We start from the raw sequence: 23,588 nt of genomic DNA, 5'->3' as shown, positions 1-23,588 counted from the left end.
CCGAGCCGAATTGCTGGGTGCTGCCCGCCCGGCCCGCAACGTTCAGAGAGCGATCTCCATGACCAGTAGTCGGCAACGACCGCTCTACTGGCGTCCCCGCTGGCCCCATGGAGCTGGACCTGGTCCGAGAGCTGGGCCGGCGTAACTGGCTGCCTCGGCTGCCGCGGCGCCTCGCCCGGCGGCGAAGGCGTCAATGATGTCAGAACTGCAGTTCGAGTAGCTGGTGCTGCCGTTAGGGCTGCCCACCTGGCTCTTCCTTGGTGATGATGGTTGCCGCGTCCGGGGCGCACTGCAGCCCGGGCCGACGCCACTGCCACGGCAATAGCTGAGTCAAGGAAGGTGACGGCAGCGCGAGGCGTTATTTTCGGACGGACCGGTCAGTCAAGTCGGGTCGGACGGGGCGGCTCGCCGGGTCGCGTTTCGGGTGGGCCGAACCCCTCCCGTGCCTGCACTCAGCCTTGCCGTCGGCGGTAGCCAGATCGAGCAGTTGTCCAGCGGGGTGCGGAGCGAAGATCGAAACTGACATGGACCCTCCAGACTTTCGGGCGCCTGCCGCTCCGGGAGCGGCAGGCGGGCCATGGGAGCGGACCGATGGCGTGCCCGTGGAGAGGACACACCCGATTGCCGTGGCGAAGGGATAGCCGGTTGTGGAGCGGATGCGGGCGAATCCCAGGCGCCACCGCATGGGGCGCGCTGTGGCGAAAAGTGGCGAAGGGCCAGCAAGCCTCGGGCTGCCCGTGAGCCCGGCGGTACTCTTGCGGGTGCGCCATCGTCCCGTGAAAGCCACGCACCCTTGACCGAAGGGGCCCCTGGTGACCGGACCGGAACGCCGCAACGTCTCCCTGGAGCACTGGGCGCGCGTCTCCGGCGCCACCTACGAGCCGGTGGCCGCCGAGGTCATCAAAGTGGCCCGCGCACACGGCTATCACAACGTCCGGCCGGACCGTTCCCGCGTCCGCAGGTGGATCACCAAAGGCGAGCATCCCAGGGGCCCCGTCCCCGAATTCCTGGCCGAAGCCCTCAAACGCCTATGCCACCTGACCCGGCCCCTGACCCTGGCCGACATCGGGCTGCGCGGAACGCCGGCCATCGGTCCCGCCGCGTCTTGGAAGGCCGACGCCGTCGTCGCAGTCATCATCGATACCGCCCGGAGCGACACCTTGACCGACGACAGTGCCCCGCCCACCGTTCCCCTGCTGACCGGCTCCCAGCTGATCGGTGCTGTTCAGCCCTGGCTCCACCTCCCCGACGAGCCACTGCCCAACCCGATCCGCCCCGGCAGCATCGGCATGACCGACGTCAAGGCCATCGAAGCGGCCACCGACGCTTTTCGCACCCTCGACAGCACACATGGCGGCGGGCTCTCCCGCCGCGCTGTCCTCGGTCAACTCCCCGAGGCTACTCGGGCCATCGGTATCGCCGACGACGCCTTGGCCGATGACCGCAGCGAGCCCGTACCGAGCTGGGCTGCCTGGTTCGACGACGCCGAATACCAGGTGACCGCTGGCGTGTGCGAATCCATCGCGGCCACCCACGACCCCCGCCATGCCACCCGCGCCATCGAACTCATCGAGGCCGGCACCACGCAGCGCCCCGCCGAACGGATGCGCAGCCGCGCCTTCGACCACATCGCGCTCGCCCGGGCCCAAGTCCAGGCCGGACAGCTCGAAGCGGCCGACCACACCACAGCCACCGCACTCGACCTACTGGGCAGGGTGAACTCCACCCGCGTCACCGACCGCCTACGCGAACTCGACACCGAATTCGCCGCCACCCGAGGCAGGACGGCCACCGAGACCCGCGAACGCATCCGTGCAGTCATCAGCCCATGACCTCGTCGGCGGCGTCCTCGACGGCGACGAGACGGTCGAAAGGGATCTGGCCTGGATCCGCTGACGGGGGCCCTGGCCGGGAAACAGTGAAGGCCCGGCAAAACAATGCCGGGCCTTCACGTGTGAGTAGCGGGGACAGGATTTGAACCTGCGACCTCTGGGTTATGAGCCCAGCGAGCTACCGAGCTGCTCCACCCCGCGTCGGTACGGTGGACACTACAGCAGTGTCTCGGCTGAGCCGAACCGTGATCCTCTGGATGCGTGCCACATCAGCCGGTGCTGACCCGGCTATCAAAGCCGTCCGCCCTATACCTCACGCAGGTTCGCTCTCTAACTGAGCGTTTGGTCCTGTTTCATGACTGTATGCTGTGCTTTTCTGGTCATGGAGTCTCGACGCTGGAGAGGTTGATGGGCCGGGAAGCCTGTGATGTGGCATGTGGGGGCTGTTTCATTCCGGCTTCTCCTGTGTCATCCCAAGGCGCCCCGGCCAGCAGTCGTTTACCTGCTGGCAAGGTCGGTTGCCGCGCAGTACATCGGAAACATGACTCCGCACCGTGGCTATCCCAGCGATCTGTCCGATGCCCGCTGGCAGCTGATCGAACCGGTGCTGACCGCCTGGCGGGCCGAGCGCCGCGGGCGGGGCCTGGACATCGGCCGCCCGCCCGAGCACGACCTGCGCTCCCTGATGAACGCGGTGCTCTACGTCGACCGCACCGGCATCCCGTGGCGATACCGGCCGCGGTCCACCCTCGCGACTGTCCAGTCTTCCCACCCAAGGCCAGGCACCTGATCCTCCTCCGTGACGATACTGGAGCCCCAACTTGGAGCACCCCGGAGCGGGCGTGCCGTGCAGGCGCCGAGAAGAGTGCTCCTGACGCCGGGTGGGGGGGCGTCGGGGCGAGACTGCTCTGCGGGCACGCCTGCCATGTCGGCGCAGTGCGGAACTCCGCCGCGGCGCAGATGTCCAGCCTGCTCCGAGCCGCTGGCGGTGGACTTCTTCGGGCCGTGCCGGGTGGTGGTCGAGCGGCCTCGCGCGGCCGTGCCGACTGCTTCCTGTAGAGCCCTGAGCAAGGGCTCTACAGGAAGCAGTCGGCACGGTGCCGGCGTCCGGTGCGGCTGGATACCTGGATGTGTCCGGGCTGTGCGCGGTCTGGTGCGGCTGGGAACGCGGGTGTTGGCGGTCGGGGTGGTCCGCGTGGGTAGGGACATGCATGTCATCGTCATGAAGCGCCAAGCTCCGTCCAAGGTGTTGTGCCTGTCCGGTTCTGGCCTGGCGAAGGTGCCTGAGTTCGTGCCGTTGATCGGCCCTCGGAGCGGGCAAGAGGAAGGTCTCTGGCGGCCTGGACTCCTGCACGGGCTTCTGGACGGCGTTTCGGCATCACGGGCCGCTTGGGTCTCCCCGTGCATATGTGTATGCGTGTTGTTTTGACGTGGCAATGTCAGAATGTTGATCATGGACGACCGTCGGCCCGAGCAGCCCTCGCCACCCCAGGAAGCCCCGCCTCCCGAGCCCGTCGACGCCCCGGAGCCGACGCAGGCCGCGGATACGGATGGGGACCCCGGCACAGGCCCGACGGAAGCGCCGGAACCTGTGGGCTCGTGCGATACGGGCGCAGAGCAGGCGGACGACGCTCCGGAGCCGACGAACACAGAGGAAGCCGACAGTGCACCGGAGAACAGTGACTCCCCGGAACCGGATGCCGGGCAGCCGGACACCGATACCCCAAAACCGCAGGGCGCGGAGGGTTTGGACTCCGGTGCAAGTCCGGTCGACGCTCCGGAACCGACGGACGCACGCGACGCGGACATCGAGCAGGCAGACGCTGCTCCGGAACCGACCACTGCAGAGGAAGCTGACGAGGCACCGGAGAAGACCAACACCCCGGAACCAGGGGCCGAGCGGCCCGACGGCGACGCTCCAAAGCCGATCGACGCGGAGGACTCGCAGGAAGCAGGTGCCGAGGAAGCGGACGATGCTCCGGGGGCTGAGGCTGTAGAGGAAACCGACAGCGCGCCCGAGGAAAGCGACATTCCGGAGTCGGAAGCCGAGCAGTTGGATGCTGACGCCCCGGAACCGGCGACTGGTGAGGGTGCAGACTTCGAAATTGGCTCGGCGGATGCACGGGAGGCGGATGCCGAGCAGGCAGACCACGCCCCGGAACCGGCGGATGCAGAAGAATCCGGCATTGCGGAGCCGGAGACTGAGCAGGCTGGCGCTGTCGCGCCGGAATCTGTGGACGCGCCGGACGCAGATTCCGAAACGGGCCCCGCGGATGCGTATGGCGTGGGCGCCGGGCAGTCGGATGACGCTCCGGAACCGGTGGCTGCTGAGGACTCCGACGGTGGGGAGGCGGAAGGCGCTGATGCCTCTGCGGAGGCCTCGGCGGGAGAGGAGGGGGCTGAGGCTCCGGATTCCGTCTTCTCGGAGCGGGCGGAAGATCTGTCGGGCACTCGGGAGTCTGGTGACGGTTGGGGGGATGCGGCTCCCGACCCGTGGGAGATGTCGGACGGGGTGCCGGAGCGGTGGCACTTGGAAAGCGACGTCGAGGCTCCGGATGACCCGGACGAGGTAGACGAACTGGACGATGCCGAGGATCCGGAGGAGTGTGGCGCGCCCGAGGCGCCCGACTACGTTGCGGACCTCGCGGGGACGCAGGAGGACTCGGCGGAGGGTGGCGACCCCGAGGGCAACAAGCCCGTCGTCAGTAATGACGGGCACATCAGGGACAAGTACGGCAACGTCGTTCACGACACCGAACCCGTCAGGGAGCCGCACAAGGACGACCTGCCGAACGTCAAGGAGCATAAGACCCGCGAGCTCATGCCCGGTACAGCGGAGCGCACTCTGCGCGAGATGCGGGCCATGCGCCATGGGCGGGCGCGGTACAAGGGTGCTGAGAACTACCTTCGCGAGATGATGGGCGGGGCACCCGAGCAGCACTATCCTGTGCCGAAGAACGACCACCCCTACCACCCTGTGGAGACGCCGGGTGGGCGCCACGTCGATGTCCCGGTTCACATGCCGGACGGCCGCACACTGGCTGTGGAGGTCAAGCACTATCTTGAGTGGCGAACGATCACGCTCAAGGATGGTTCCACGCGGACCGTGCAGGGGGAAGTCCCACTCAGCGACGGGATCAAGCAACAGATCAACAAGGATCTAGCGCTGCGCCGCGCGGATTCGAAATTCGATCCGCGCTGGGTCTTCCTACATGCACCCCCATCGCAAGCCCTGAGGAACTACCTCACCCAAGCTCGCGTTATCTTCGTCGAGTACGGGCCCGCACCTAAGAAGTAGAAAGCCAACGGAAGGCTCAAGGCGTGACTAAGGCAAGCGAACCGGATCTCCAGGGATGGATCGAGGAGGGGCGCCGGAACATCGTTGACGTCGCTGACATGCTCGGGGTAGCACCCGAAATCTACACCCGTGACCCGATGAGTCTCATTCCCGCCCTCCAGAACTATGTCTCACGTGCTCCGCTGAGTGAATTCGAGCAGTCGGACTGGATCACGCTGCACAGTGATCTGATGTCCTACGTCGCCGATTACCTGATTCAGAAGCACGGAGCACAGTGGAAGGTGGCGGACGATCCCAATGTCCCCCGCGGATACCGTTTTGTGATCGAGGCGACGGGGCGGGACGGTGTCACTCGTCGAATCGACCCTGCCGATGTAGTAAGGAAGGAATTTTCCACTCTCCCGATCGAGATTCCCCGGATGCTGGCTAGTGCGGAACTCACCCTGCGTTTGGCGGCGCAGTTCGACGACGGCGAATGACGCATCCTGCCGCCCTCGCCTGGCCTCGGGGCCTGGGACGCAGGGCGGCGGTGCTCATGTGAAGTGCCCGCGTCTTGACGCCGGTTCAAGCAGCCGACATTACGGTGAAGTTTGTGGATCGGCTTGGAACGGAGGCAGCCACGGCCTCGGAGATGATCACGAGGTGCTGAGTTCCTGATCGCCGCAACGAAAGACCGTGCCTGCCCACTCATCATCCCTGCCAGCTCGGGCGAGCTCGCCGCCGCCCGGCCTGCCGACAGTGCCCGCTCCGCGCCGGGCCAAGGGTCGCCGCCATCACCCCTTCCCCCTCCTCGCACTCGCCGCGTGCGCAGTGCTGGCCGGCGCGAAGCCCCTGACCGCAATCGCGGAGTGGGCAACCTATGCACCTTCGGTCGTGCTCACTGCTCTCGGCGGCCCGAACCACTCACTCTCCGGTCCCATCGCCCCAGGCGAGGCCACCGTGCGCAGGGGCCTGCAGCGCGTCGACGGCGACGCCCTCGATGCGGCGATCGGATCCTGGCTCGCCGCTGAAAACCCAGTTGCCGGTTCTCCATCTGTGCCTGGTGCAAGGCGCCGACCAGGCTTTGGACGCCGGCCCGCAGTTGTTTGAGCTCCTCGGTGTCCGCGGCCCGCAGTTCCTTGAGTTTGGCCACCTGCTGGCGGAGCCGCTTCTCGCTGTCGGGGACGGCTCCCCGGGCACGGAGCTTGTCATAGAAGAGGTTCTTCAGATCGAGGTGGCGCTGGGTGAGCGCGTTGCGCGGCACTTCGGCTTCCTGCGCGAGAGCCACGATGGTCAGGGCGCCGTTGGAGTGCTGGGGGTGTCGGCCAGGATGCGTTCCATCGCCGTCTGGACGCGTTCGCGTTCGTCGGGGGCGGGGCTTATGAAGCGTTCTCCTGGGTGGTGATGCGGTTGCGGGAGTGCGCATCGGCCGTGGCGCGCGGCCCGGCGGCGGAAGCGGTCGGCGAGTGGAACGGGGAGAGCCTCGGAAGCGGCCTGCTTCTCCAGGGCCTCGGCAAGGGCGACCGGCTGGCCGCTCAGACCGGACTTACCCGCCTGTGGTCGAGGTGGGAGCCGTAGCGGGCGAGCTGATCTTGTTCCGTGTGGGGGAGCGGTCCCGTGCCCGCTCAGTTGCTAAAACCCCTGGTCGTCGAGTGCTCCCCGCGCCCGCGGGGATGGTCCCCACTTCGGCAGGGTCAGGCCGACCATGGGAGAGCGCTCCCCGCGCAGCACGCCTTCTCACGCCATGGGGCAAGTGCTTCCCGTGCCTGCGGGGATGGTATCCATGGTCTGTTCGAGGAGCGCGGTGATGTGCCAGGCGGTGTCGCGGAGCCTTCGGGGGACATGCCGGCCGCGTTCCAGGTGCCGTAGGGCGATTGCCAGCGATCCGGTGGCTCTCGCGGAGCCGATGGACGGGATGGAGTCGGCCAGGCCGAACAGACTGGCTTCGGTTTCCTGCCAGGCGCCGGCCTGCGCGAGGACACGGGCCAGTTCGGTGGCGAAGAGTACGCGGTAGGCGGGGCCCGGCCCGGGGAGCGCCGCCTCGTGCAGGAAGGCCGCTGCGTCCTCGAGATCGCCCAGAGCGGCGAGCGTCAGGCCGTGATGGCCGAGCAGCTCCGCGCGGTCGAACCACCAGGCCCACTGCGGGTCTCGGGTGCTGGGACCGTCCTGGAGTAGTTCCTCGGCCTGGCGCAGTGAGCGCAGCGCGGGCGAGCGCTGGTGGAGCCGAGCGTGCGCCCGTGCCTCGCGTACGTGGAAGATCGCTCGCACACACGGTGGGAGGTCGGTACGGGCCAGCACGGACGACGAGATGCGCAGGGCCTCGTCGGGTCGGCCGAGATGCTCCTCCTGCATGCTCATCACGGAGAGGATCAGTAGCTCGACCGACTCGACGGAGGTGCGGTCGGTGTGCCGGCGGGACAGAGCGAGTGCCTGCCGGTGCAGCAGGCGGGCCTGGGCGTGGTGTTCGGCGTCGAACAGTGTCCACGCGGCGACCTGGAGCAACTCAGCCAGTGCGGCGGACGCTTCGCCGCCTTCAGGGCGCGGGCGGTCTTCGATTTCCCTGAGGATCCGCATCGCGGTGCGGGCGGCACGGCGCGCTCCGACGGTGATGTCCAGATCGATGATGCGGCGTGTCAAGGCAGCGACGTCCGGCACCATGAGGGGCAGCAGCGGGGCATCGCTTGCCGGGGAAGTATCCGCCGTCCGTTTCATTGTGTACCGCCGCAGTTCCTAAGCTGGGAAGCCCACCAAGTTGCCATCACGGTAGGCGACAACGGCTTCATAGTAGGAGCGAACCCCGTATGAGCCATCTGGACGAACCTCAGCACCTCCTCGTGCGCGCCGACGGAGCAGACCGTTCGCTCCTGTACACGTCGGATGCAGGACCTCACGCGGACCTCGGCGACTTCACCAGTGTTGTCCCAATCGACGAGCCCGACCTGGGCCTTCCCAAGATGCTGGCACATGGCCTGGCTGTCTGGACTGCAGCCCGCCCGCCAGAAGGATTTGCTTCCCGGACCGAGCTGCGCAAGCATGCCAAGAAGGGCTTGCAGCTTGCTCAGACGCTGGCGAAGCACCTGGGACCCACGTGGGTCGTACGCTACTGGGACGAACAGCACGGCACGGCGAAGTTCGTGTGCTGGGGATGCCAACGACTGCACTGGAATCTCGACGCACACAGCAGTGCATCACACTCCGTCCACATCACCGTCGAGGGCGAATACAAGTGGTATCCGCTCCGTGCAGAGGGCTTCGGAGACTTCGCTCCGGACGACCCCGCCGCCGGCCTCGGCCTGTCCGACGACCTCGTAACCGACCTATATCAGTGGTCGAAGGACATCGACGCCAGCATGGATCTATACCTGAAAGAGCGTGACATGGACAAAGACGACGCCAGACGGCGGAAGCTGGATAAGCGGGGTCAGGAACTGGCCGAACGCACCGCCCGCGAGCTCGGTCAGGGAAGAACCGTGACATGTGGAGGACTCGCTTAGCGAATCCTTCTTCGCAGGGGCGGGACTGCTCCTGCCTTAGGCACTGTCCGATAGGTCGTGAGACCGGCTGGCGTTCGCGTCGTTCCGCTCGGTGTGGGGCGGGGCGATCTATCGGATCAGGAGTGGGCCCGTCTGGAGCCGCACTTGCCGAAGAACGTGGGACGAGGCGGGCGTTGGAAGAGCCATCGCAGGGTGATCAACGGCATTCTCTTCCGGCAGCGGACGGGTGTTCCGTGGCGTGATCTGCCGACACGGTTCGGGAAGTGGAAGACCGTGCACGACAGGCATCGCAGGTGGTCGGCGGACGGCACGTGGGAGAGGATCCTGCGGGCCGTCCAGGCCGTTGCCGATGCGGAAGGCCGGATCGACTGGAGCATGGTCAGTGTGGACTCGACCTCCTGCCGCGTCCATCAGCACGCCGCGGGCGCCCGCACCGACGCGCCGCGTACCCCTGGACGACGCGGCCAGCCTGTTCAGCATCGTCCGGATGAGGCCCTGGGCCGCTCCCGTGGCGGGCTGACCTGCAAGATCCATCTGGCCGGTGAGGGCGGCCGGCGGCCGCTCGCGTTCGTCATCACACCAGGCCAGTGGGGCGACGCTCCGCAACTGATCCCGGTCCTCGAACGTATCCGCGTCCCACGGCCCGGCGGCGGTCATCCGCGCACACGCCCCGATCACCTGGGCGGCGACAAAGCGTACTCGTCCCGCCGGAACAGCCGATACCTGCGGCGTCGGCAGATCAAGCACACCATCCCTGAACGCAAGGACCAGCGGGCCAACCGCCGGCGCCGCGGCAGCGCGGGCGGCAGGCCCACCGGTTTCGACAAAACGATCTACAGGCGTCGCAACGAAGTCGAGCGAACGATCAACGCCCTCAAGGGCTTCCGTGCCGTAGCCACCCGATTCGACAAGAGGGCGTACATCTTCCACGGCACCGTGGCCGTCGCTGCCATCCGCCTCTGGCTCCGCCCGTGACCCACCGGACAGTCCTTAGTGCCGGTGTCCACCTGGCGAACAGGAACGTGTGTGGGGTCACCAGGTGATGGTCACCGCTCCGTCACCGCCGCCGGCGCCGGCCGTGCCCGTATTGCCGGCGACTCCGGATCCGGCGTTCTGCCCGCGTTGCAACTCGCGGTCTGATCCCCAGTGGTCGGAGCCGCCCCACCCGCCGTTGCCGCCGGAGCTGCCGGCGTTACCGCCGGCCCCGCCTGCGCCGCCCGCGCCGTGGGCGGAGCCCGGCGATCCCGGTGCGCCGCCGGCGCTTGCGAGCCCGCCGGCGCCGCCCCAGCCGCCCGAGCTGCCCCCGACATCCGTTTCTGCGTTCGTTCCGTTCTGGCCGGGCCCGCCGTCGCCGCCCTTCGCGCCGGCGCTGCCGGGCGTGATGACGGCGTCTGTGCCTGCGCAGGTGTTGCTGGTGGCGCCGCCCACACCTCCGGCGCCGCCCGCTTCCGGCGTGTGCGCGCCTTCTCCGCCGACACCAGGCGTACCGCCGCCCGTGGTGCCGTTGTTCCCGCCCTTGCCGGGCTTGCCCGGATGACCGGCCTGGCCTGCGGCTCCGCTCTTGCCGCCCGAGACGGTCGCCATGGTCGACGGAGAGCCACGGCCACCTCTGCGCCGGTAGATGATGCCGCCGCCGCCGTCTACTCCGCTGATTCCGGCGTGGCCCGCTCGGCCCTGCCCCCCGTCGCTGCCGCCGCCGAACAAGGTGGCGCCGCCCTTGCCGCCCGTGCCGCTTTCGCCGCCGGCACCGCCATGGCCGCCCGCTCCGCCGCCGCCCACGTACATCTCCAGCTGGTCGCCCGGCCACACGGTCAGCACACAGGTCACATGGCCGCCGCTGCCCGCGCCGCCGCCGCTGCCGCCGGCCGAGGCGCCCCCGCCCCCGCCACCGCCCCCGCCCCTGCTGCCGCCGCCGACGAAGTTGCCCTTGTTGCCGTTACCGCCTCCGCCCCCGCCCCCGCTTCCGCCGCCTCCTCCCGCGCCTCCGCCGCCGCCCCCGCCGCCCCACATGGAGACGGTGATCGAGGTGATGCCGTCGGGAACGGTCCACAGCCAGCGCCCGTGCCCCCACTCCTGCCGGCCGGCGGCGTGGGCGGGAGCTGCCGTGGCCATCGGCAGCAAGCTCCCTGTCAGGAACAGGATCCCGGCCACCGCACGGACTGATCTGCCGCGACGGGACAAGGACGGCGGCTCCGACCGTAAACGGTCATCTGCGCGGGACGAAAACGGCAACAGGCTCATGACACTCCTTCAGCGTGAGGTGACGTGTCTCCGCCGAAGCTAGCCACCGGCACGGTCCCGGATACCGGCATGGGCCCACCGGTCAGCTCATCGGGTGAAATGCGCATTGTCCACGCATGGCCTCCGCCCGACCGGTCCTCCGCGCAGGGCCGTCGCCGCTTCAGAAAAGCTCCTGCCGACCCGGCATCGGCGGCCCCGTTGGATCGAAGGGCCGTGGAGCGGCCGGGAGAAGGGGTACGGAGTGGCTCGGCCGCCACCCGGGCACCGCCGACCGAGGCAGACGGGTCGGCGGGTAGGTACGTCGCCCGACCCCTCGGACAGGTCCTAGGAACCGGCGTTCAACAAACGATCGACACCCGATCAGAGCGGAACGTTCCGGCTGGTGATCACCGACCGTCCGTGCTCGGTGCCGAGGACGGGCAGGGTGCCGGTGTCCAACCGGTAGAGGGTGCCGTCCGCCCGGCCACAGGGTTGGTGGGGCCGAAGTCGAGGAGCGAGTGCGGCAGGACCTGGTCCCGCCGCACTCGCCTTGGCCGGGTAAGGCCACGCGGGTCCATGCGGCCTGCCGCTCAGTAGCCCCACGACCCATCGGACACGCCTTAGGAGGCCAGTCTGTCGGCGGGAGAGAATTGCTGCTTGACCTGAGCCCACTCTGCATCGGATGGATCATCCTGCCCGCGAGCGGCGGAACGGCGTAGACGGCAGCCGGTCACGGGACCCGTCGGACACGAGGGCGTGATCTGGCGGGCCTGCCCGGGATCTGTTGCCGTCGTTTCAGGGCCCGGGACCGAGGATGATCACGTGTCTCTTGCGATGGGGGGACGGGCCAAGCGGCCGAGCAAGGCCACTGCGTCGTCGCGTACCACCGGTTCGAAGAAGCGTGCGTCGACTTGCTCGACGGCGGCGATCGCACCGGGGAGCCAGCTCGGCGCCGGTGCTGGTCACGTGCAGCCGTTTGGCGCGCGTGTCAGCGGGGTCGGTCTTGCGCTCGATCAAGCCCTTGGCTTCCAGAGCGCGTAGGACCTGCGAGGTCATCTTGACGTCCGTGCCGGCCTGGCGGGCCAGGGCCAGCTGGTTGGGCTGCTCATCGTGCGTGTTCAGCCACCAGGTGCAGGCGAGCAGGACGAACTGGACGTGGGTGAGGCCGAGGGGGCCGAGGACCGCGGCGACGTCGCGTTGCCAGCGCAGCGTGGCATGCCAGAGCAGGAATCCGGGGCTCTCGCCGGGTTCGAGGGTCATCAGTACTGCGCTGCCTTGACCAGGGCGGCCACGGTGACGGGCCAGTCCGCAGTGACGGCCGGACCGATCTGAACACGTGGCCCGCGTTCCCGATCGGTACGGACTCCTTCCTGGCCCCGTCGGCGAAGGTGGTGTCGAGACTGCCATCAGTGTTGAGCCGGGCCACCGCGACATCGCCTGCCGCCTCGGAGCCCGCGAAACCGCCGACCACGATTTTCCCGTCGGTCTGGATGGCGACGGCGCGGGCGACGTCCTCCTCGGAGGTGAAGGGGATGACCACCTTGCCGCCGGTGCCGAACGTCGTGTCCAGGCTCCCGTTGGAGTTGAGCCTGGCGACGCCGAAGTCTCCGGTGCTCGCGTCGCCGACGCGGCCGGCCAGCACCAGATCCTGGTTACCCTGGACGACCACCGCGTTCGCGATGGAGATCGAGCCGAAATCGACACTGACCTTGCCGCCAGTGCCGAACGACGTGTCCAGGTCACCGGCAGCCATGGCGCACCTCGCAGCGAGTCATGAGTGCGGTAAGCATGACTGAACCTCCCATTGCCAATTGAGCGTTGGTCTGGTAAGTCGGCATGCGCCCAATGTCATAAGGCGGCCCCCTCCGTGCCAGGGTGCATATATGCAAACCTTGGCGCTTCGGCGCACGTGACGGCGGACGCCGCCCACCGTGCGGAACGACAGAGTCCGCTGAGCATCGGGGCAACGCATAAGAGCGGCCAACGGAAGAAGCTCGGTCCGGCCAACACTTGCGGTCAAAGCACTACGGCCTCGGGACTGGTGAGCTCGCGTAATCATCTGTCGCCAGTTGTCCGTGGAGTCCAGCCTGCTGGTGACCGTGTGTGGGTGCCCGGGGGCGTATCGGCTCCAGGTTCCTCCGGCCTCGGACGCGAGGCGGGCGGGACGCGCTCATCACCGCCACCGACACCACTGGCTACCAGCAGGTGACGTTCGAGGCTCTGGTGCTGCGCAGCTTGCACCTGTGTGATCTGCTCCGCGCCCTTGCGGACAACACCCCGGGCATGTGGTCCTACTGCCGTCAGTAGGACCGCCTAATCGGTGAGTAGGCGGTCACCGGGTCGCGGGATCTGGTCACCACCGGTGAGTGTTCTCCGGTGGTCCAGTTGTCTCAGTACAGCCCGTTGTTGTTCGGACGCGTCTGGAGAAGGGGCGTAGCAACAAGTCGGCTGGTGCACTGCAAGAGCACTGCTGTTGGCGTTCTCCTGAAGTTGTTCTGCGTAGCGGCTACGGTAAGAGCGAAGGTTGTGACTCGACGTACGTCTCATGGCTGGTCGGGGCGCTCGCCAGCAGTGCTGTAGAGGGCCCCGGACGTTGATAGCAAGCTGGGGCCGCGCCCGGTGGGCGCGACCCCGCGTCGTGGCCGCGACGCGTTATGTGGAGTGCTGGGGTCCGGTTGGGGAGTTGCTCAGTTCGACGGTCGGAAGAGTTCGACTAAGAGTCGAGTCAGATTGACCAAGAACGAGAGCATTACCCAAACCGGGCCCTTCTCCTTGGGAGCGTGCTGTTTGCCGCGCATGACCCCTCCGTAGGTGCTCGCATCGGTTGATGTGTCAGCAGCCAGAGGACTCACTTGCGGCGCGCAATTCACCCGCCGGTTGTGACGATACGGTCTGGGTGATTGCCAAGGGGTGGTATTGGCGAAACTGCGGGGTGCTTCTGATCCCCCGATTTGAGAGCGACGACCAGGCCGGGCAGGTCGCCCCACTCCCACACGCGCCGGTCATGCGGCTGATCCGAGCACCGGTCCGGTCCGGGAAGCCGCGAAACGAGGAAGTACCGGGCCGGGGGATTCTTGGCGCGCCGGCCCTGGTAGAACAGTGACCGGTGGGTACCCAGGAGCGTGAACGTAAGGTGTACCGGCCGCTGCGGCGGGCCGGCCTCGAGGTGATCCCGAACGCTGTGCCGGACGGCATGATGCCGTTCGTCTCCGGATACCGCACCGAGGAGGTCAGCGGCTTCTCCCACCGGTACGACACCCCACGGCTCGTCGAGCGTCTCAACGAGGATTGGTACGAGCTCGCGGTCTCATCGGGTCTTCTCGATCACCAGCGCGAGTTCCTCGTCCAGCTTCCACAGGGCATCCGCACGCACCGGGCCTTCCTGCAGGACATGCACAGTGGTCGCCGTCCCGCACCGGTGGTCTGGACCCGGGTCCGGCTCCTGGACTGCTGGGACATCATGGGCCGGGGTGCGGAATCGGCGTTCCTCGGCATACACGCGGGCCACCCGGGCTTCGGCATGATGGCTCTCGACGGCAGTGTGTACATCAGTGCCTCGACGGGCGAGACCGGTGTTGATGTGCTCGCGGTGCACCACCCGGACCGCTCGGAGAACATCCTGCGGGCCCTGGAATGGTTCGCGCTTTGGGACGATCCCTACGCCGACCGCGAGTTGCAGGAGCGGACCGCTGTCTGGCTCGCGGGCCGCGCACCGAGTGCCGTCTCAGGCCCCTGAAGAGGTAGCCTGCCCGCCCGCTTCCCCGTCGAAGCGTGGTTCGTGCCGTCCTGCGTCGTGCCGCCCTGGGCCATCGGGCAGCACGACGCCGCCCCGCGCCGCTGTAGCACCTGCCGATGGCTCGATGCCGAGCTGCCCGGCGGTGACCAGCAGGTGTGGTGGCCGCTGCTCCGTGTACGACCAGGCCTCGCTTTCGCTGTGCAACGCGTAATGCGGGGCCTCGCTCGGCCTTGCGCCTGGCATCGTCGTCCGATGCGGTCATCCGGCTGGTGAAAGTGATGGCCTCGTATTGCCCCGGAGCCTGACGTCTGCCGGTGTCCGTCTCCCGGGTAACACGTCGGCCTGGTGCGGTGAGCGCAGCGTGGTGCCTTCGGCGAGGCGGAGCCCTCGGAGACGGGCACCGGGCAGTCCTGGAGGTGCGTCGTCGGGTCACTCTGCCGCCTGCTGCTCGCGCGCCGACCGGCTGGCCAGCACGTTGTCGACCAGTCGTACGGTGTCCGTCGCGCAGGGGGTCATCGAGCGTCAGCTGACGGCCCTGCACGAGGTGGCGATGGTGGGCCGCGTACGGCGCTCGCGTTACGAGAAGGCCGAGGCACTCAACACGCAGCAGGCGACGCGGGACCTGCAGGCCCTGACCAAGGCCGGCCTGCTGACTACGGTGGGAAAGGCCAAGGGTCGCCACTCCGTGGCCGGGCCCCGGTTCCCCCGGAACGTGCTGGAGACCGCGCAGCAGACCTCACACCATCGTCAACCCGTACACCGCGTAGCGCGGACGGCCCCGGGCACGGGTCCGGCGAAGTGAACGCGTAGCGGTACGCTCCGGTGGTAAGGCCTGAGAGCATGGCCGACATGAGGGAGGACGAGCCGGCGCGGCGCCTGGAGGCTGGGGAGATACGCGGCCACACCCAGGTGCTCAATGCCCTGCGTGAGACGCAGATCGAGCAGGGCAAGGCGCTGGACGCTCACACCAAGGCCGTGGAGGCACAGAGCCGTTTCCAGAGCGTCGCCGAGCTTGTTGGCCAGTTTGTGGTGGGACAGGCGTCGACGGCTGACCAACTGGACCGGATCGAGAACCGGCTTGGCGGAAACGACGCCCCGGGGAAGTGACCGGGGGCGGGACAGCAAGCGCTCCGGCTGCACCGAGTGATGAGAGCAGTGAGGTCAGACGGGGGCTGTTCTGCTCCTCAGCGGGCCAGAGCAGTGCGGACTCGAATGCGATGAGGATGGTCCGGCCGTGACTGCAGGAGTCTGAGGTCCGCGTCGCCTCCTGGGCACTCACGTGTGCGGGCGGCCGGATCCCAGGGCTTCACTTAGGAAGGCGGCGGCCTGCTCGATGGCTGCCTGGGCGGCGTGGGCGGGGCGTATGGCGTTGCGAACGGTGAAATCGTGGAGGACGCCGCGGTAGCGGGTGGCGATGGTCGGAACACCAGCTTGATGGAGTTTGGCGGCGTATGCCTCGCCCTCGTCGCGCAGCACGTCGGCCTCGGCGGTGATCACAAGAGCCGGGGGCAGTCCGGCGAGCTGCCCGGTGGTCGCCCGCAGGGGCGCGACGGTGATCTCGCTGCGCTGTGCGGGGTCGGGGGCGTACTGGTCCCAGTACCACTGCATAGCGTCCCGGCGCAGGTAGTACCCCTCGGCGAACTGCCGGTAGGACGGGGTGGCGAATTCGGCGTCGGTGACGGGGCAGATCAAGACCTGCCCGGCTAGGAGCATATTCCCCTCGGCCTTGACCATCAGAGTGAGCGCGGCAGCCAGATTACCACCGGCTGAGTCTCCCGCCACGGCCAGCCGACGTGGGTCCAATCCGTGTTCTGCACCGTGCTTGATGATCCATTGGGCTGCGGCGTACGTCTCCTCCAGCGGTACGGGGTAGCGGACTTCGGGGGCAAGACTGTAGTTGACGAAGGCCACAGCCGCGTCGGCCTCGCGCGCCAGTTCACGGGCCAGGCGGTCGTGGGTGTAATGGCTGCCGGTCACCCAGCCGCCGCCGTGGAGGTAGACAATCACCGGCAGCGGCTCGCGCGCGTGGGCCGGGCGGAAGACGGTGATGGGCGCGTCCACAAGGTGCTGCTTGGTGGTGCCCGGTACCTCGATGCGAGGGCTTTGAATAGCCTCCATGGCCTTGCGTGCCTCGGCCACACCGAGTTCGAAGAGGGAAGGACGACCGGTGATGCTCTCCAGGTAGGCCTGGATGACCGGTTCAAGTACGGGCTTGTCCATCGCCGGATCGTAACGGGCGAATGGGCGGTGGAACTTGAAATCCTGTGTCTCTTCCTCGGCTTTTGATGACGGCCGATGTCGGTTGCCATGACCACGTCAGTGGGTTCTGGCCCTGGATGTCAGTGGTTTGCCATGGGGTGTGTCAGTCGGTGGGCGGGAGCTCGTAGAGCATTCGCAGGCTGTACGCGACGTTGTCGTGGGACTGGTCGACGATCTCGCCGCGCTTGACCATGTGGGGCGCCGACGAGCGTGTCGAGGGCATGGCGCTGGGCGGCGTCGGTGGGGTCGATGCCGCCGTCGACTCAGACGCGTCGGAGGACCGCCTGCGGCCGCACGATGGAAATCAGCGCCGAGGAAACTGCTGTGAGCCTTGGTACTGCCCTATGCCAACCGGCACGTGGTCTTCGATCACGACGTCGCCGAAGATGTCAGTGAGACGGAACTTGGCTGGCCCGGGTGCGAGGCCGACGCCGCCGAAGGTTTCACGGCCGTACTTCGTCATGCCCATCCACCCCTTCGGCGAGGCCTACTCGACGGTGTGAACTGGGTACCGGCTGTTGCCTGGCTGGAGACGGAGGGGGGTCGGGGCCGGAGCCTTTTCGAATCGGTAGGTCAGCCCTCTGTCCGGGTCTGCATCCGTGACCTTCCAGGAGATGGAGAGCCTACCGTCTTGGAACGGGCCGATTGACTCGAACGCTTTGCGACTCAGGACGAGGTCGTCTGAGTGGCAGCCAGCACACAGGTCAACGATCATGACCCGCACACTCGTGCCCTTCGGACCGGTCACCGCAAGGTAGACACCACATGCACGAGAGTTCCCGAACATCTTGGGAGATACCGCGGCGTAGAGGGTCCCGGAGCCATCCGGATAGCCGCACGTCGTGGCTGGCAGGGCAACATCGTGGTATCGGGCTTCGCCGGTATAGACGACGCCAGGCTGCAAAGTCTGAGGAGTGGGCTCGGCGTCCGCCGGCCCGGCCCCAATGAGTGCGAGGCACAGCGCGGTGATGCTGGTGATCCCGGCGATCGCCCGCGACGCAACGTAGCGCACGAAGTCAGGTCCGGCTGCGGCCAGCCGGGGGGGGGGAAGAAGTGAGAACGATGGCAGTACTCCTATGTGTTCTCCGTAAGTTGTTAGGCGGCCCGGGAGGGCCGGATGTGGCTGATGTGTCCTTGTCTTCAGTGGCTTCACAGGAGTGGCCGTCCGGCTCTCCGGGGCGCCCTGGCTGCTGATTGAGATGTGCGCGCCGTGTGCGGTCGCTGATTACGGAGATGACAGCGGGGTGTTCCTTAGGCCGACGGCATGCCGTGCGGAACGAGGAGGGGCGAGTGAGCGAGCGGAAGACCCACGTCTGGGCCGGTATCGACGCGGGCAAGGCCCATCACTGGGCTGCCGTGGTCGACGAGACCGGTACGACCCTGTGGTCGAAGAAGATTGACAACGACGAGTCGACGATGCTGACCACACTCGGCGAGATCCTGGACCTGGCGGACGAGGTCCACTGGGCGGTGGACATCTCGGGCACGTCCTCCGCGCTGCTGCTGGCGCTGCTCGCAGCCCACGGCCAGCAGGCCGTCTACGTGCCCGGCCGTACGGTCAACCGCATGTCCGGCGCCTACCGCGGCGAGGCGAAGACGGATGCCCGCGACGCCTACGTCATCGCCGAAACCGCCCGGCACCGACGGGACTTCGCCGCCATCGACGTACCCGCGCAGCTGGCCGCCGACCTCGCGCTGCTGACCGCCCACCGCACCGATCTCGTGGCCGACCGGGTGCGGATGATCAACCGGCTCCGCGACGTGCTGACCGGCGTCTTCCCTGCGCTGGAGCGGTCCTTCGACTACAGCAGCCACAAGGGCGCGCTGATCCTGCTGACGGGCTACCAGACTCCCGCCGGCATCCGCCGCTGCGGCCGGACGCGGCTGACAGCCTGGCTGGCCAACCGCGGCGTGCGCGGCGCCGACGCGGTGGCCGCGACCGCGCTGGAGGCGGCCCAGGCCCAGCAGACCGCGCTGCCCGGCGAGGACGTCGCCGCGCAGATCGTCGCCGACCTGGCCGTGCAGATCCTCGCCCTGGACGACCGGCTCAAGCGTGTAGACCGGCAGATCAGCGAGACGTTCCGAAGCCACCCTCAGGCCGAGATCATCGAGTCCCTGCCCGGAATGGGCCCGATACTCGGTGCGGAGTTCGTCGTCGCCGCGGGCGACCTGACCGCTTACGCGGACGCCGGCCACCTCGCCTCCGCGGCCGGGCTGGTGCCCGTCCCGCGCGACTCCGGCCGTCGCACCGGAAACCTGCACCGGCCCAAGCGTTACAGCCGCCGCCTGCGCCGGGTCTTCTACATGTCCGCGCAGACCAGCATGATGCGCGAGGGGCCCAACCGGGACTTCTACCTCAAAAAGCGCGGCGAAGGGCTCAAGCACGTCCAGGCCGTCATCGCCCTGGCCCGCCGACGCGCCAGCGTCCTGTGGGCACTCCTGCGCGACAACCGGGTCTTCACCTCCGCCCCGCCGGTCACGCAAACGGCTTGACTGCGTCATTGAGACTCCTGTGCAACGAACCGCCCAACAGTGGGGCACGACCAGCAGCCGCCCTTGGTCGCGTATCCGCACAGCTTCGAGCAGCACGGACGCCGACCCGCCGACGACACTGTGTCCCTTCCTCCGCTCTTGGGCGATGACTGGGACGAGGGCGAAGATTCTCCGGTCAGGCGGCTTCTGGCATCAGCTTGATCTTTAAGCTCTGAGATCGTTTCGTTCGGTGATGTTCTCCGGGCGTTTCACGGTTTTGCCCACGCTGTAGTGGGTGGCGGGTCGTAGGTTCTTCGAGTCGGGTGGCCGTCCGGGGCCGGGGTGTGAGGGTTTGGGTGCATGGGCCGGGCAGGTGGAGGTGCCGGAACCCGCGGCGGACCCTGGCGGAGATGAGCCGGCCGGGCTCGGCCGGTTTCTCCCAAGGCCGCCGCAGGTCGACCGCGGCCCGGCGGCGGTGCCGGAGCTGGGTATGGGCGGCGATGACGGGCCACGTCAGCGGTCGCCGACCTCGGGTGACCGGAGCTTCGGCCGGGTCCAGCCGAGGGTCTGTTTGATCATGCGGAACGTGTGCTCAAGGAGCGAGCCGCATTGCAGACGTAGATGAGTTTAAGGCCGGGCATGCACCGGTTGTAGGGATTGATGGCCTGCTGGCCGGGCTGGCCGCCCGGATGCTGATCGCTGGGGACCCGGCAGCGCGGGACGGGGGCGACCTCCATGGCGATGACGGCGTCGGCTCCGTGGGATCGGGTTGAGGGCAAGGTCCAGCCGTGGCATCGTGATCGTCTCGCGGTGGTGTATGTCCGTCAGCCGACGCTGCAGCAGGTTCTCGATCACACCGAGTCGACCCGGCTGCAGTACGGGCTCACGCAACGGGCCGCCGGCCTGGGCTGGGCACCGTCCCGGGTGATGGTCATTGACGAGGACCTGGGGCACTCGGCGTCGGGCGAGGCCTGGCCCGGTTTTCAGCGTCTGGATTCCGAGGTCGGCCTCGACCATGTGGGCCTGGTGCTCGGTATTGAGATGTCCCGGCTGGCCCGCAGTGGCCGGGAGTGGCACCAACTGCTCGAGCTGTGCGCGCTCTCCCGCGCCCTCCTCGCGGACCCGGACGGGGACTATGGCCCGGCCGAGCACAACGACCGGATGTTTCTGGGGCTGAAGGGGACGATCAGCGAAGCGGAACTGCACCTGATCGAGCAGCGGATGTGGAACGGGCGGATCGGCAAGGCCCGCCGTGGCGAGCCGTCGGCGCCCCTACCCATGGGCTATCTGCGGCGCCCGGCCGGTGAGATCGTCCTGGACCCGGACGAGCAGGTGCGGGCCGTCGTCCACCTGGTCTTCGACCTCTTCGACGAACTCGCCACGATCAACGCGGTCCTCAGCTTCCTCGCCGGCAACCGAATCCAGATCGGGTCCGGATGCGGGAGGGATCTGAGCGGGGAGAACTGCTCTGGCGCCGGCCCAGCCGGACCGGCATCCAGAACATGCTCCGCCACCCCGCCTATGTCGGGATCTATGTCTATTGCCGGCGTTCACATAGAAGTGCGCAGCCTGATAGGTGAGAACGTGCACAGAGCTGTGTACGCCGCGTTTCAGGTCAAGAGTGCGGCTGCCTGTTGGCGTGCGTGGTCCAGCCAGGCCGCGCGTTCTTCATCGGCTGAGTCGGTGACGGTTCGGAAGACGACCCGGCGCACATCGGAGACTCCAACGTACGGCAGGACACATGCCGACCAAATTCTTTGCAGTGGGTCGCCGAACTCGTCCTCTTCCCGGTCGGCGGGGGTGTCGGAGGTGTTCAGCACGAGAGCCCTGCCTGCCTTCAGGAGCCCGGCGGGTTCACCCTCCGCGGTGCCCAGCTTGTAGGCGACGCCAGGCGCAAGTACGCGCTGCACCCAGCCCGTAAGGACAGCGGGTGGCATACCCCACCAGTTCGGGTGGACGAACACCATGGCATCCAGTGTGGCCACCTCTGTTCGGTGCAGTGCCACCTGCGCGTCGTGGGCGCGTGCCGCTGACTCGACCGTCCCCGTCTCATCGGCGGACAGCAGCGGTGCGAACCCTTCAGCGTAGAGGTCATGCGCCAATACATCGGATCCTCGCCCGCGCAGCTCCTCCACAACGGCATCGAATACCGCGTGGTTAAAGCTCCCCGGCCGCGGGTGTGCGAGATACACCCCTATGCGCATCTTTCCCCCAGTCGACACGGACATCATCGCCTACTGCGTGTATGAGCCTGTGCACAGGCTCATACACGGCTGATCGTCATTATCGCCCCTTCTCACGGGAGCCGGGGCCGAGATCACGGCGAAACCATGGGCCGTCACCGGCTCACCACTGTCTGAACAGGTCACCCTGGCTCCTGCCCCACTCCTGCGATGACGGCCACCTGAGCACTTTCGCCCGTACGTCCCTGGGCACCTTCACGGCTCCGGCAAGAATTTCGTAGAGGGAGATCAGGACGGTGCAGGTGGGTTGGAGCCTGGATAGCGGCGGCGGAGGTGTGCGATGAGTACGACTCGTTGCCGGAGTAGGGGGATACCGGCCCGTCCTCCCCTGATCCTCTTCTGGAGCTTCACGTCGGTGATCCGGCCTTCGTTGACTCCCGAGCGGCCCGTGCCTGGGTAGAAGGTGCCAAGGCCGGGATCTTCGACGGGCTCCTTTGCCCGTAGGGGCGTGAGCCTCCTAGTGGAGACGCCATGGACATTCGCCAATGGCTGGCATAGGAAAACAAGCTCCGCCAGAGGGTCAACGTCACCGACGTAGCGATGGAAATTGGCCTGCTCACCAGCGCGTATCGACAAGGCTTGGCACCAGTGGACACCGCCTTCTGCACTGCCGACCCTCGCGAAGGCGTGCCGACCTTGAGTCTGCGCCAGCGCATGAGTCTCCTGGCCCGTTGGCCGGTGAAAACCCCGCTCCGTTGCCGACCGCTACGGGAAGCGATCTCCAGGCGCTCGACGCGGTGCAGGCCCGACCCGTGAACAGTCTGGAGTAATAGAGTGACCCTCGCACCGGGGAAGGGAATGGCATGGCAGATGAGAGCTGGCAGCTCAGGCAGGGAGATCGTCTCGTGGGGACGTTGACCCTCGCCGAGATCGACATGTTCTGGTCGGACTGCCGCTTCGATCCTGCTCCTGGTTGGGAGGGCCTCCGCCCTCTCTTCGCTGCTTTGCGGGATGCATGGGTTCGCGGCGACGAAGATGCAGCCCTGGCAGCCGATGAGGCGATCCACGCAGAGGGGCTCATCCTGGTCCCCGACGGAGGTGGCGACCCCATCACAGACTTTCTGATCCGGATCAACGGAGAGACGGCCCGCTTCCGGTACTGACCTCCTGGCTGGCACAACTAGCCGGGCGCGAGGCGCGCTTCGAGACTAGCCCGCCGCTGTTCGGGCGAGTGCTCCTCCAGGAGAACCTGGCGGAGACTGCCACCCGCGTGGCGGACGTGGACGCGCTCCAGGACGGCACGACCGCACTGTGGGAAGCCGTCATGGAGGACTGGCCCGAAAGCGCCCGCGCACTCGTCGCCGCCGGCGCTGACCTTTGGCGGCCGCTCATCACCGGCTGGTCCCCAGGGCGCCTCAGCCTGGCCGGACCCACCCCCAACCTGTTCACCCTCCCCGACGGGCAGCAAGAGCTCAGCGACACCGAACGCGCAGCAGCACACCAAGCCCACCAGTTACTCGCCGTCCTCAAAGACACCCACCATGAGGGCCTGGGCCTGGTGTGCGTGGCCGGCATCGGCGCCCCGGAAGCGATACGCCGCCTGGACGCCGCCCCCGTCGAAGGCAGCAGACTCCACGCCCTCCAACCACCCTCCTGGGACGAAGACTTGTGCACCGTCGGCGTCACCACAGTCCCCGGCGGCTGCATCATCACCCAGCCCTGGGGCTATGCACCACAGATGCCCGGCGTGCAAAAGCTGCTCTCGGCAGGCACCTCCTGCTACGGCCTGTACGTCAACGCCAAGAGCGGTGACCAGGGCAGCATCGCCCACAACGGCATCATCGAAGACTGGGACCTCACCCCCGGCGGCGACCTCGACCCCGAAAACACCCCCACATCCCAAGAAGTCCATCAGCACTACCTCTACCGATACAACGCCATCGCCTACGCCTGCGCCTGGGCAGGACTGCACCCGGCCGACCCGCGCGCCGTCATCGGGCCACCCGACATCTGGGTTGACCTGCCGGATCGCGACTACTGGCACAGCTGAACGCGCCTCCACGTAACGATCCGCCCAGCCCTTGCTGCCCACTCGGTTGACGGCGGCGCACCGAG

Annotated in this window: 18 protein-coding genes, 1 tRNA gene and 4 pseudogenes; 14 read left to right on the top strand and 9 right to left on the bottom strand. The window is 67.6% G+C overall.

What is annotated here, in order from left to right:
- Nucleotides 1-812: 812 nt before the first annotated feature.
- On the top strand, nucleotides 813-1,832 hold the full coding sequence (locus IF61_RS0126450) for an NsdA family TPR-like regulatory protein (RefSeq protein ID WP_030369033.1): 1,020 nt from the start codon (nucleotides 813-815) through the stop codon (nucleotides 1,830-1,832).
- 127 nt (nucleotides 1,833-1,959) lie between these two features.
- On the opposite strand, the gene IF61_RS0126445 is transcribed toward IF61_RS0126450, so the two are convergent.
- Nucleotides 1,960-2,033: transfer RNA gene (locus IF61_RS0126445), tRNA-Met, on the bottom strand.
- A gap of 340 nt (nucleotides 2,034-2,373) precedes the next feature.
- Here IF61_RS0126445 and IF61_RS0126440 point away from each other — a divergent pair.
- The 4 genes and pseudogenes from IF61_RS0126440 to IF61_RS34660 form a co-directional block, all read left to right on the top strand.
- Nucleotides 2,374-2,571: pseudogene (locus IF61_RS0126440) on the top strand (transposase); the annotation flags it as partial.
- A gap of 714 nt (nucleotides 2,572-3,285) precedes the next feature.
- Nucleotides 3,286-5,130 carry a midas domain-containing protein gene (locus tag IF61_RS0126435; protein WP_157848683.1) on the top strand — a complete coding sequence of 615 codons (1,845 nt, stop codon included), beginning with the start codon at nucleotides 3,286-3,288 and terminating at the stop codon, nucleotides 5,128-5,130.
- Between the two features lie 23 nt (nucleotides 5,131-5,153).
- Nucleotides 5,154-5,609 (top strand): hypothetical protein, encoded by a 456-nt coding sequence (locus IF61_RS0126430; protein WP_030369030.1) that lies wholly within the window; start codon nucleotides 5,154-5,156, stop codon nucleotides 5,607-5,609.
- Nucleotides 5,610-5,805: 196 nt separating this feature from the next.
- Nucleotides 5,806-6,219 (top strand): transposase family protein, encoded by a 414-nt coding sequence (locus tag IF61_RS34660; RefSeq protein WP_078660508.1) that lies wholly within the window; start codon nucleotides 5,806-5,808, stop codon nucleotides 6,217-6,219.
- A gap of 627 nt (nucleotides 6,220-6,846) precedes the next feature.
- On the opposite strand, the gene IF61_RS0126415 is transcribed toward IF61_RS34660, so the two are convergent.
- Nucleotides 6,847-7,767 (bottom strand): NsdA family TPR-like regulatory protein, encoded by a 921-nt coding sequence (locus tag IF61_RS0126415; protein WP_052393064.1) that lies wholly within the window; start codon nucleotides 7,765-7,767, stop codon nucleotides 6,847-6,849.
- A gap of 143 nt (nucleotides 7,768-7,910) precedes the next feature.
- On the opposite strand from IF61_RS0126415, the gene IF61_RS0126410 reads away from it, so the two are divergent.
- Entirely contained in the window at nucleotides 7,911-8,603 is a 693-nt protein-coding gene (locus IF61_RS0126410; protein ID WP_030369026.1) for a hypothetical protein, read from the top strand.
- Between the two features lie 93 nt (nucleotides 8,604-8,696).
- Entirely contained in the window at nucleotides 8,697-9,578 is an 882-nt protein-coding gene (locus IF61_RS0126405; RefSeq protein WP_030369025.1) for an IS5 family transposase, read from the top strand.
- Nucleotides 9,579-9,635: 57 nt separating this feature from the next.
- Here the strand turns inward: IF61_RS0126405 and IF61_RS36040 are convergent, their stop codons facing one another.
- The 3 genes and pseudogenes from IF61_RS36040 to IF61_RS37780 all read right to left on the bottom strand — a co-directional run.
- Entirely contained in the window at nucleotides 9,636-10,715 is a 1,080-nt protein-coding gene (locus IF61_RS36040; protein WP_052393063.1) for a hypothetical protein, read from the bottom strand.
- A 903-nt stretch (nucleotides 10,716-11,618) separates the two neighbouring features.
- On the bottom strand, nucleotides 11,619-12,083 hold the full coding sequence (locus IF61_RS37245; protein ID WP_245684628.1) for a MarR family winged helix-turn-helix transcriptional regulator: 465 nt from the start codon (nucleotides 12,081-12,083) through the stop codon (nucleotides 11,619-11,621).
- 172 nt (nucleotides 12,084-12,255) lie between these two features.
- Nucleotides 12,256-12,576: pseudogene (locus tag IF61_RS37780) on the bottom strand (delta-60 repeat domain-containing protein); the annotation flags it as partial.
- Nucleotides 12,577-13,929: 1,353 nt separating this feature from the next.
- On the opposite strand from IF61_RS37780, the gene IF61_RS0126380 reads away from it, so the two are divergent.
- From IF61_RS0126380 to IF61_RS32760, 3 genes are all read left to right on the top strand, one after another.
- Entirely contained in the window at nucleotides 13,930-14,559 is a 630-nt protein-coding gene (locus IF61_RS0126380) for a hypothetical protein (protein WP_043190798.1), read from the top strand.
- A gap of 493 nt (nucleotides 14,560-15,052) precedes the next feature.
- On the top strand, nucleotides 15,053-15,361 hold the full coding sequence (locus tag IF61_RS0126375; protein WP_030369020.1) for a hypothetical protein: 309 nt from the start codon (nucleotides 15,053-15,055) through the stop codon (nucleotides 15,359-15,361).
- A gap of 47 nt (nucleotides 15,362-15,408) precedes the next feature.
- Entirely contained in the window at nucleotides 15,409-15,666 is a 258-nt protein-coding gene (locus IF61_RS32760) for a hypothetical protein (RefSeq protein ID WP_245684626.1), read from the top strand.
- 168 nt (nucleotides 15,667-15,834) lie between these two features.
- On the opposite strand, the gene IF61_RS0126365 is transcribed toward IF61_RS32760, so the two are convergent.
- Entirely contained in the window at nucleotides 15,835-16,779 is a 945-nt protein-coding gene (locus tag IF61_RS0126365; RefSeq protein ID WP_030369019.1) for an alpha/beta hydrolase, read from the bottom strand.
- Between the two features lie 343 nt (nucleotides 16,780-17,122).
- Nucleotides 17,123-17,287 carry a hypothetical protein gene (locus IF61_RS36035; RefSeq protein ID WP_157848682.1) on the bottom strand — a complete coding sequence of 55 codons (165 nt, stop codon included), beginning with the start codon at nucleotides 17,285-17,287 and terminating at the stop codon, nucleotides 17,123-17,125.
- Between the two features lie 821 nt (nucleotides 17,288-18,108).
- Between IF61_RS36035 and IF61_RS0126345 the strand changes: the two genes are divergently transcribed.
- On the top strand, nucleotides 18,109-19,311 hold the full coding sequence (locus IF61_RS0126345) for an IS110 family RNA-guided transposase (RefSeq protein ID WP_030369017.1): 1,203 nt from the start codon (nucleotides 18,109-18,111) through the stop codon (nucleotides 19,309-19,311).
- A gap of 204 nt (nucleotides 19,312-19,515) precedes the next feature.
- On the opposite strand, the pseudogene IF61_RS37235 reads toward IF61_RS0126345, so the two are convergent.
- Nucleotides 19,516-19,887: pseudogene (locus IF61_RS37235) on the bottom strand (NF041680 family putative transposase); the annotation flags it as partial.
- Between the two features lie 138 nt (nucleotides 19,888-20,025).
- On the opposite strand from IF61_RS37235, the pseudogene IF61_RS37230 reads away from it, so the two are divergent.
- Nucleotides 20,026-20,490: pseudogene (locus IF61_RS37230) on the top strand (recombinase family protein); the annotation flags it as partial.
- Between the two features lie 410 nt (nucleotides 20,491-20,900).
- On the opposite strand, the gene IF61_RS0126335 reads toward IF61_RS37230, so the two are convergent.
- On the bottom strand, nucleotides 20,901-21,494 hold the full coding sequence (locus IF61_RS0126335; protein WP_078660514.1) for an NAD(P)H-dependent oxidoreductase: 594 nt from the start codon (nucleotides 21,492-21,494) through the stop codon (nucleotides 20,901-20,903).
- 842 nt (nucleotides 21,495-22,336) lie between these two features.
- On the opposite strand from IF61_RS0126335, the gene IF61_RS0126330 reads away from it, so the two are divergent.
- Nucleotides 22,337-22,636 carry a hypothetical protein gene (locus tag IF61_RS0126330; protein WP_030369015.1) on the top strand — a complete coding sequence of 100 codons (300 nt, stop codon included), beginning with the start codon at nucleotides 22,337-22,339 and terminating at the stop codon, nucleotides 22,634-22,636.
- 68 nt (nucleotides 22,637-22,704) lie between these two features.
- Nucleotides 22,705-23,523: an ankyrin repeat domain-containing protein gene (locus IF61_RS0126325; protein WP_245684625.1), complete on the top strand. Its 819-nt coding sequence runs from the start codon at nucleotides 22,705-22,707 to the stop codon at nucleotides 23,521-23,523.
- Nucleotides 23,524-23,588: the final 65 nt, after the last annotated feature.

It is taken from the genome of Streptomyces roseoverticillatus, assembly GCF_000719265.1.
Lineage (GTDB): Bacteria > Actinomycetota > Actinomycetes > Streptomycetales > Streptomycetaceae > Streptomyces > Streptomyces roseoverticillatus.
Note: the sequence above shows the minus strand (reverse complement) of the source record. Positions and strands in the feature narration are given on the sequence as shown.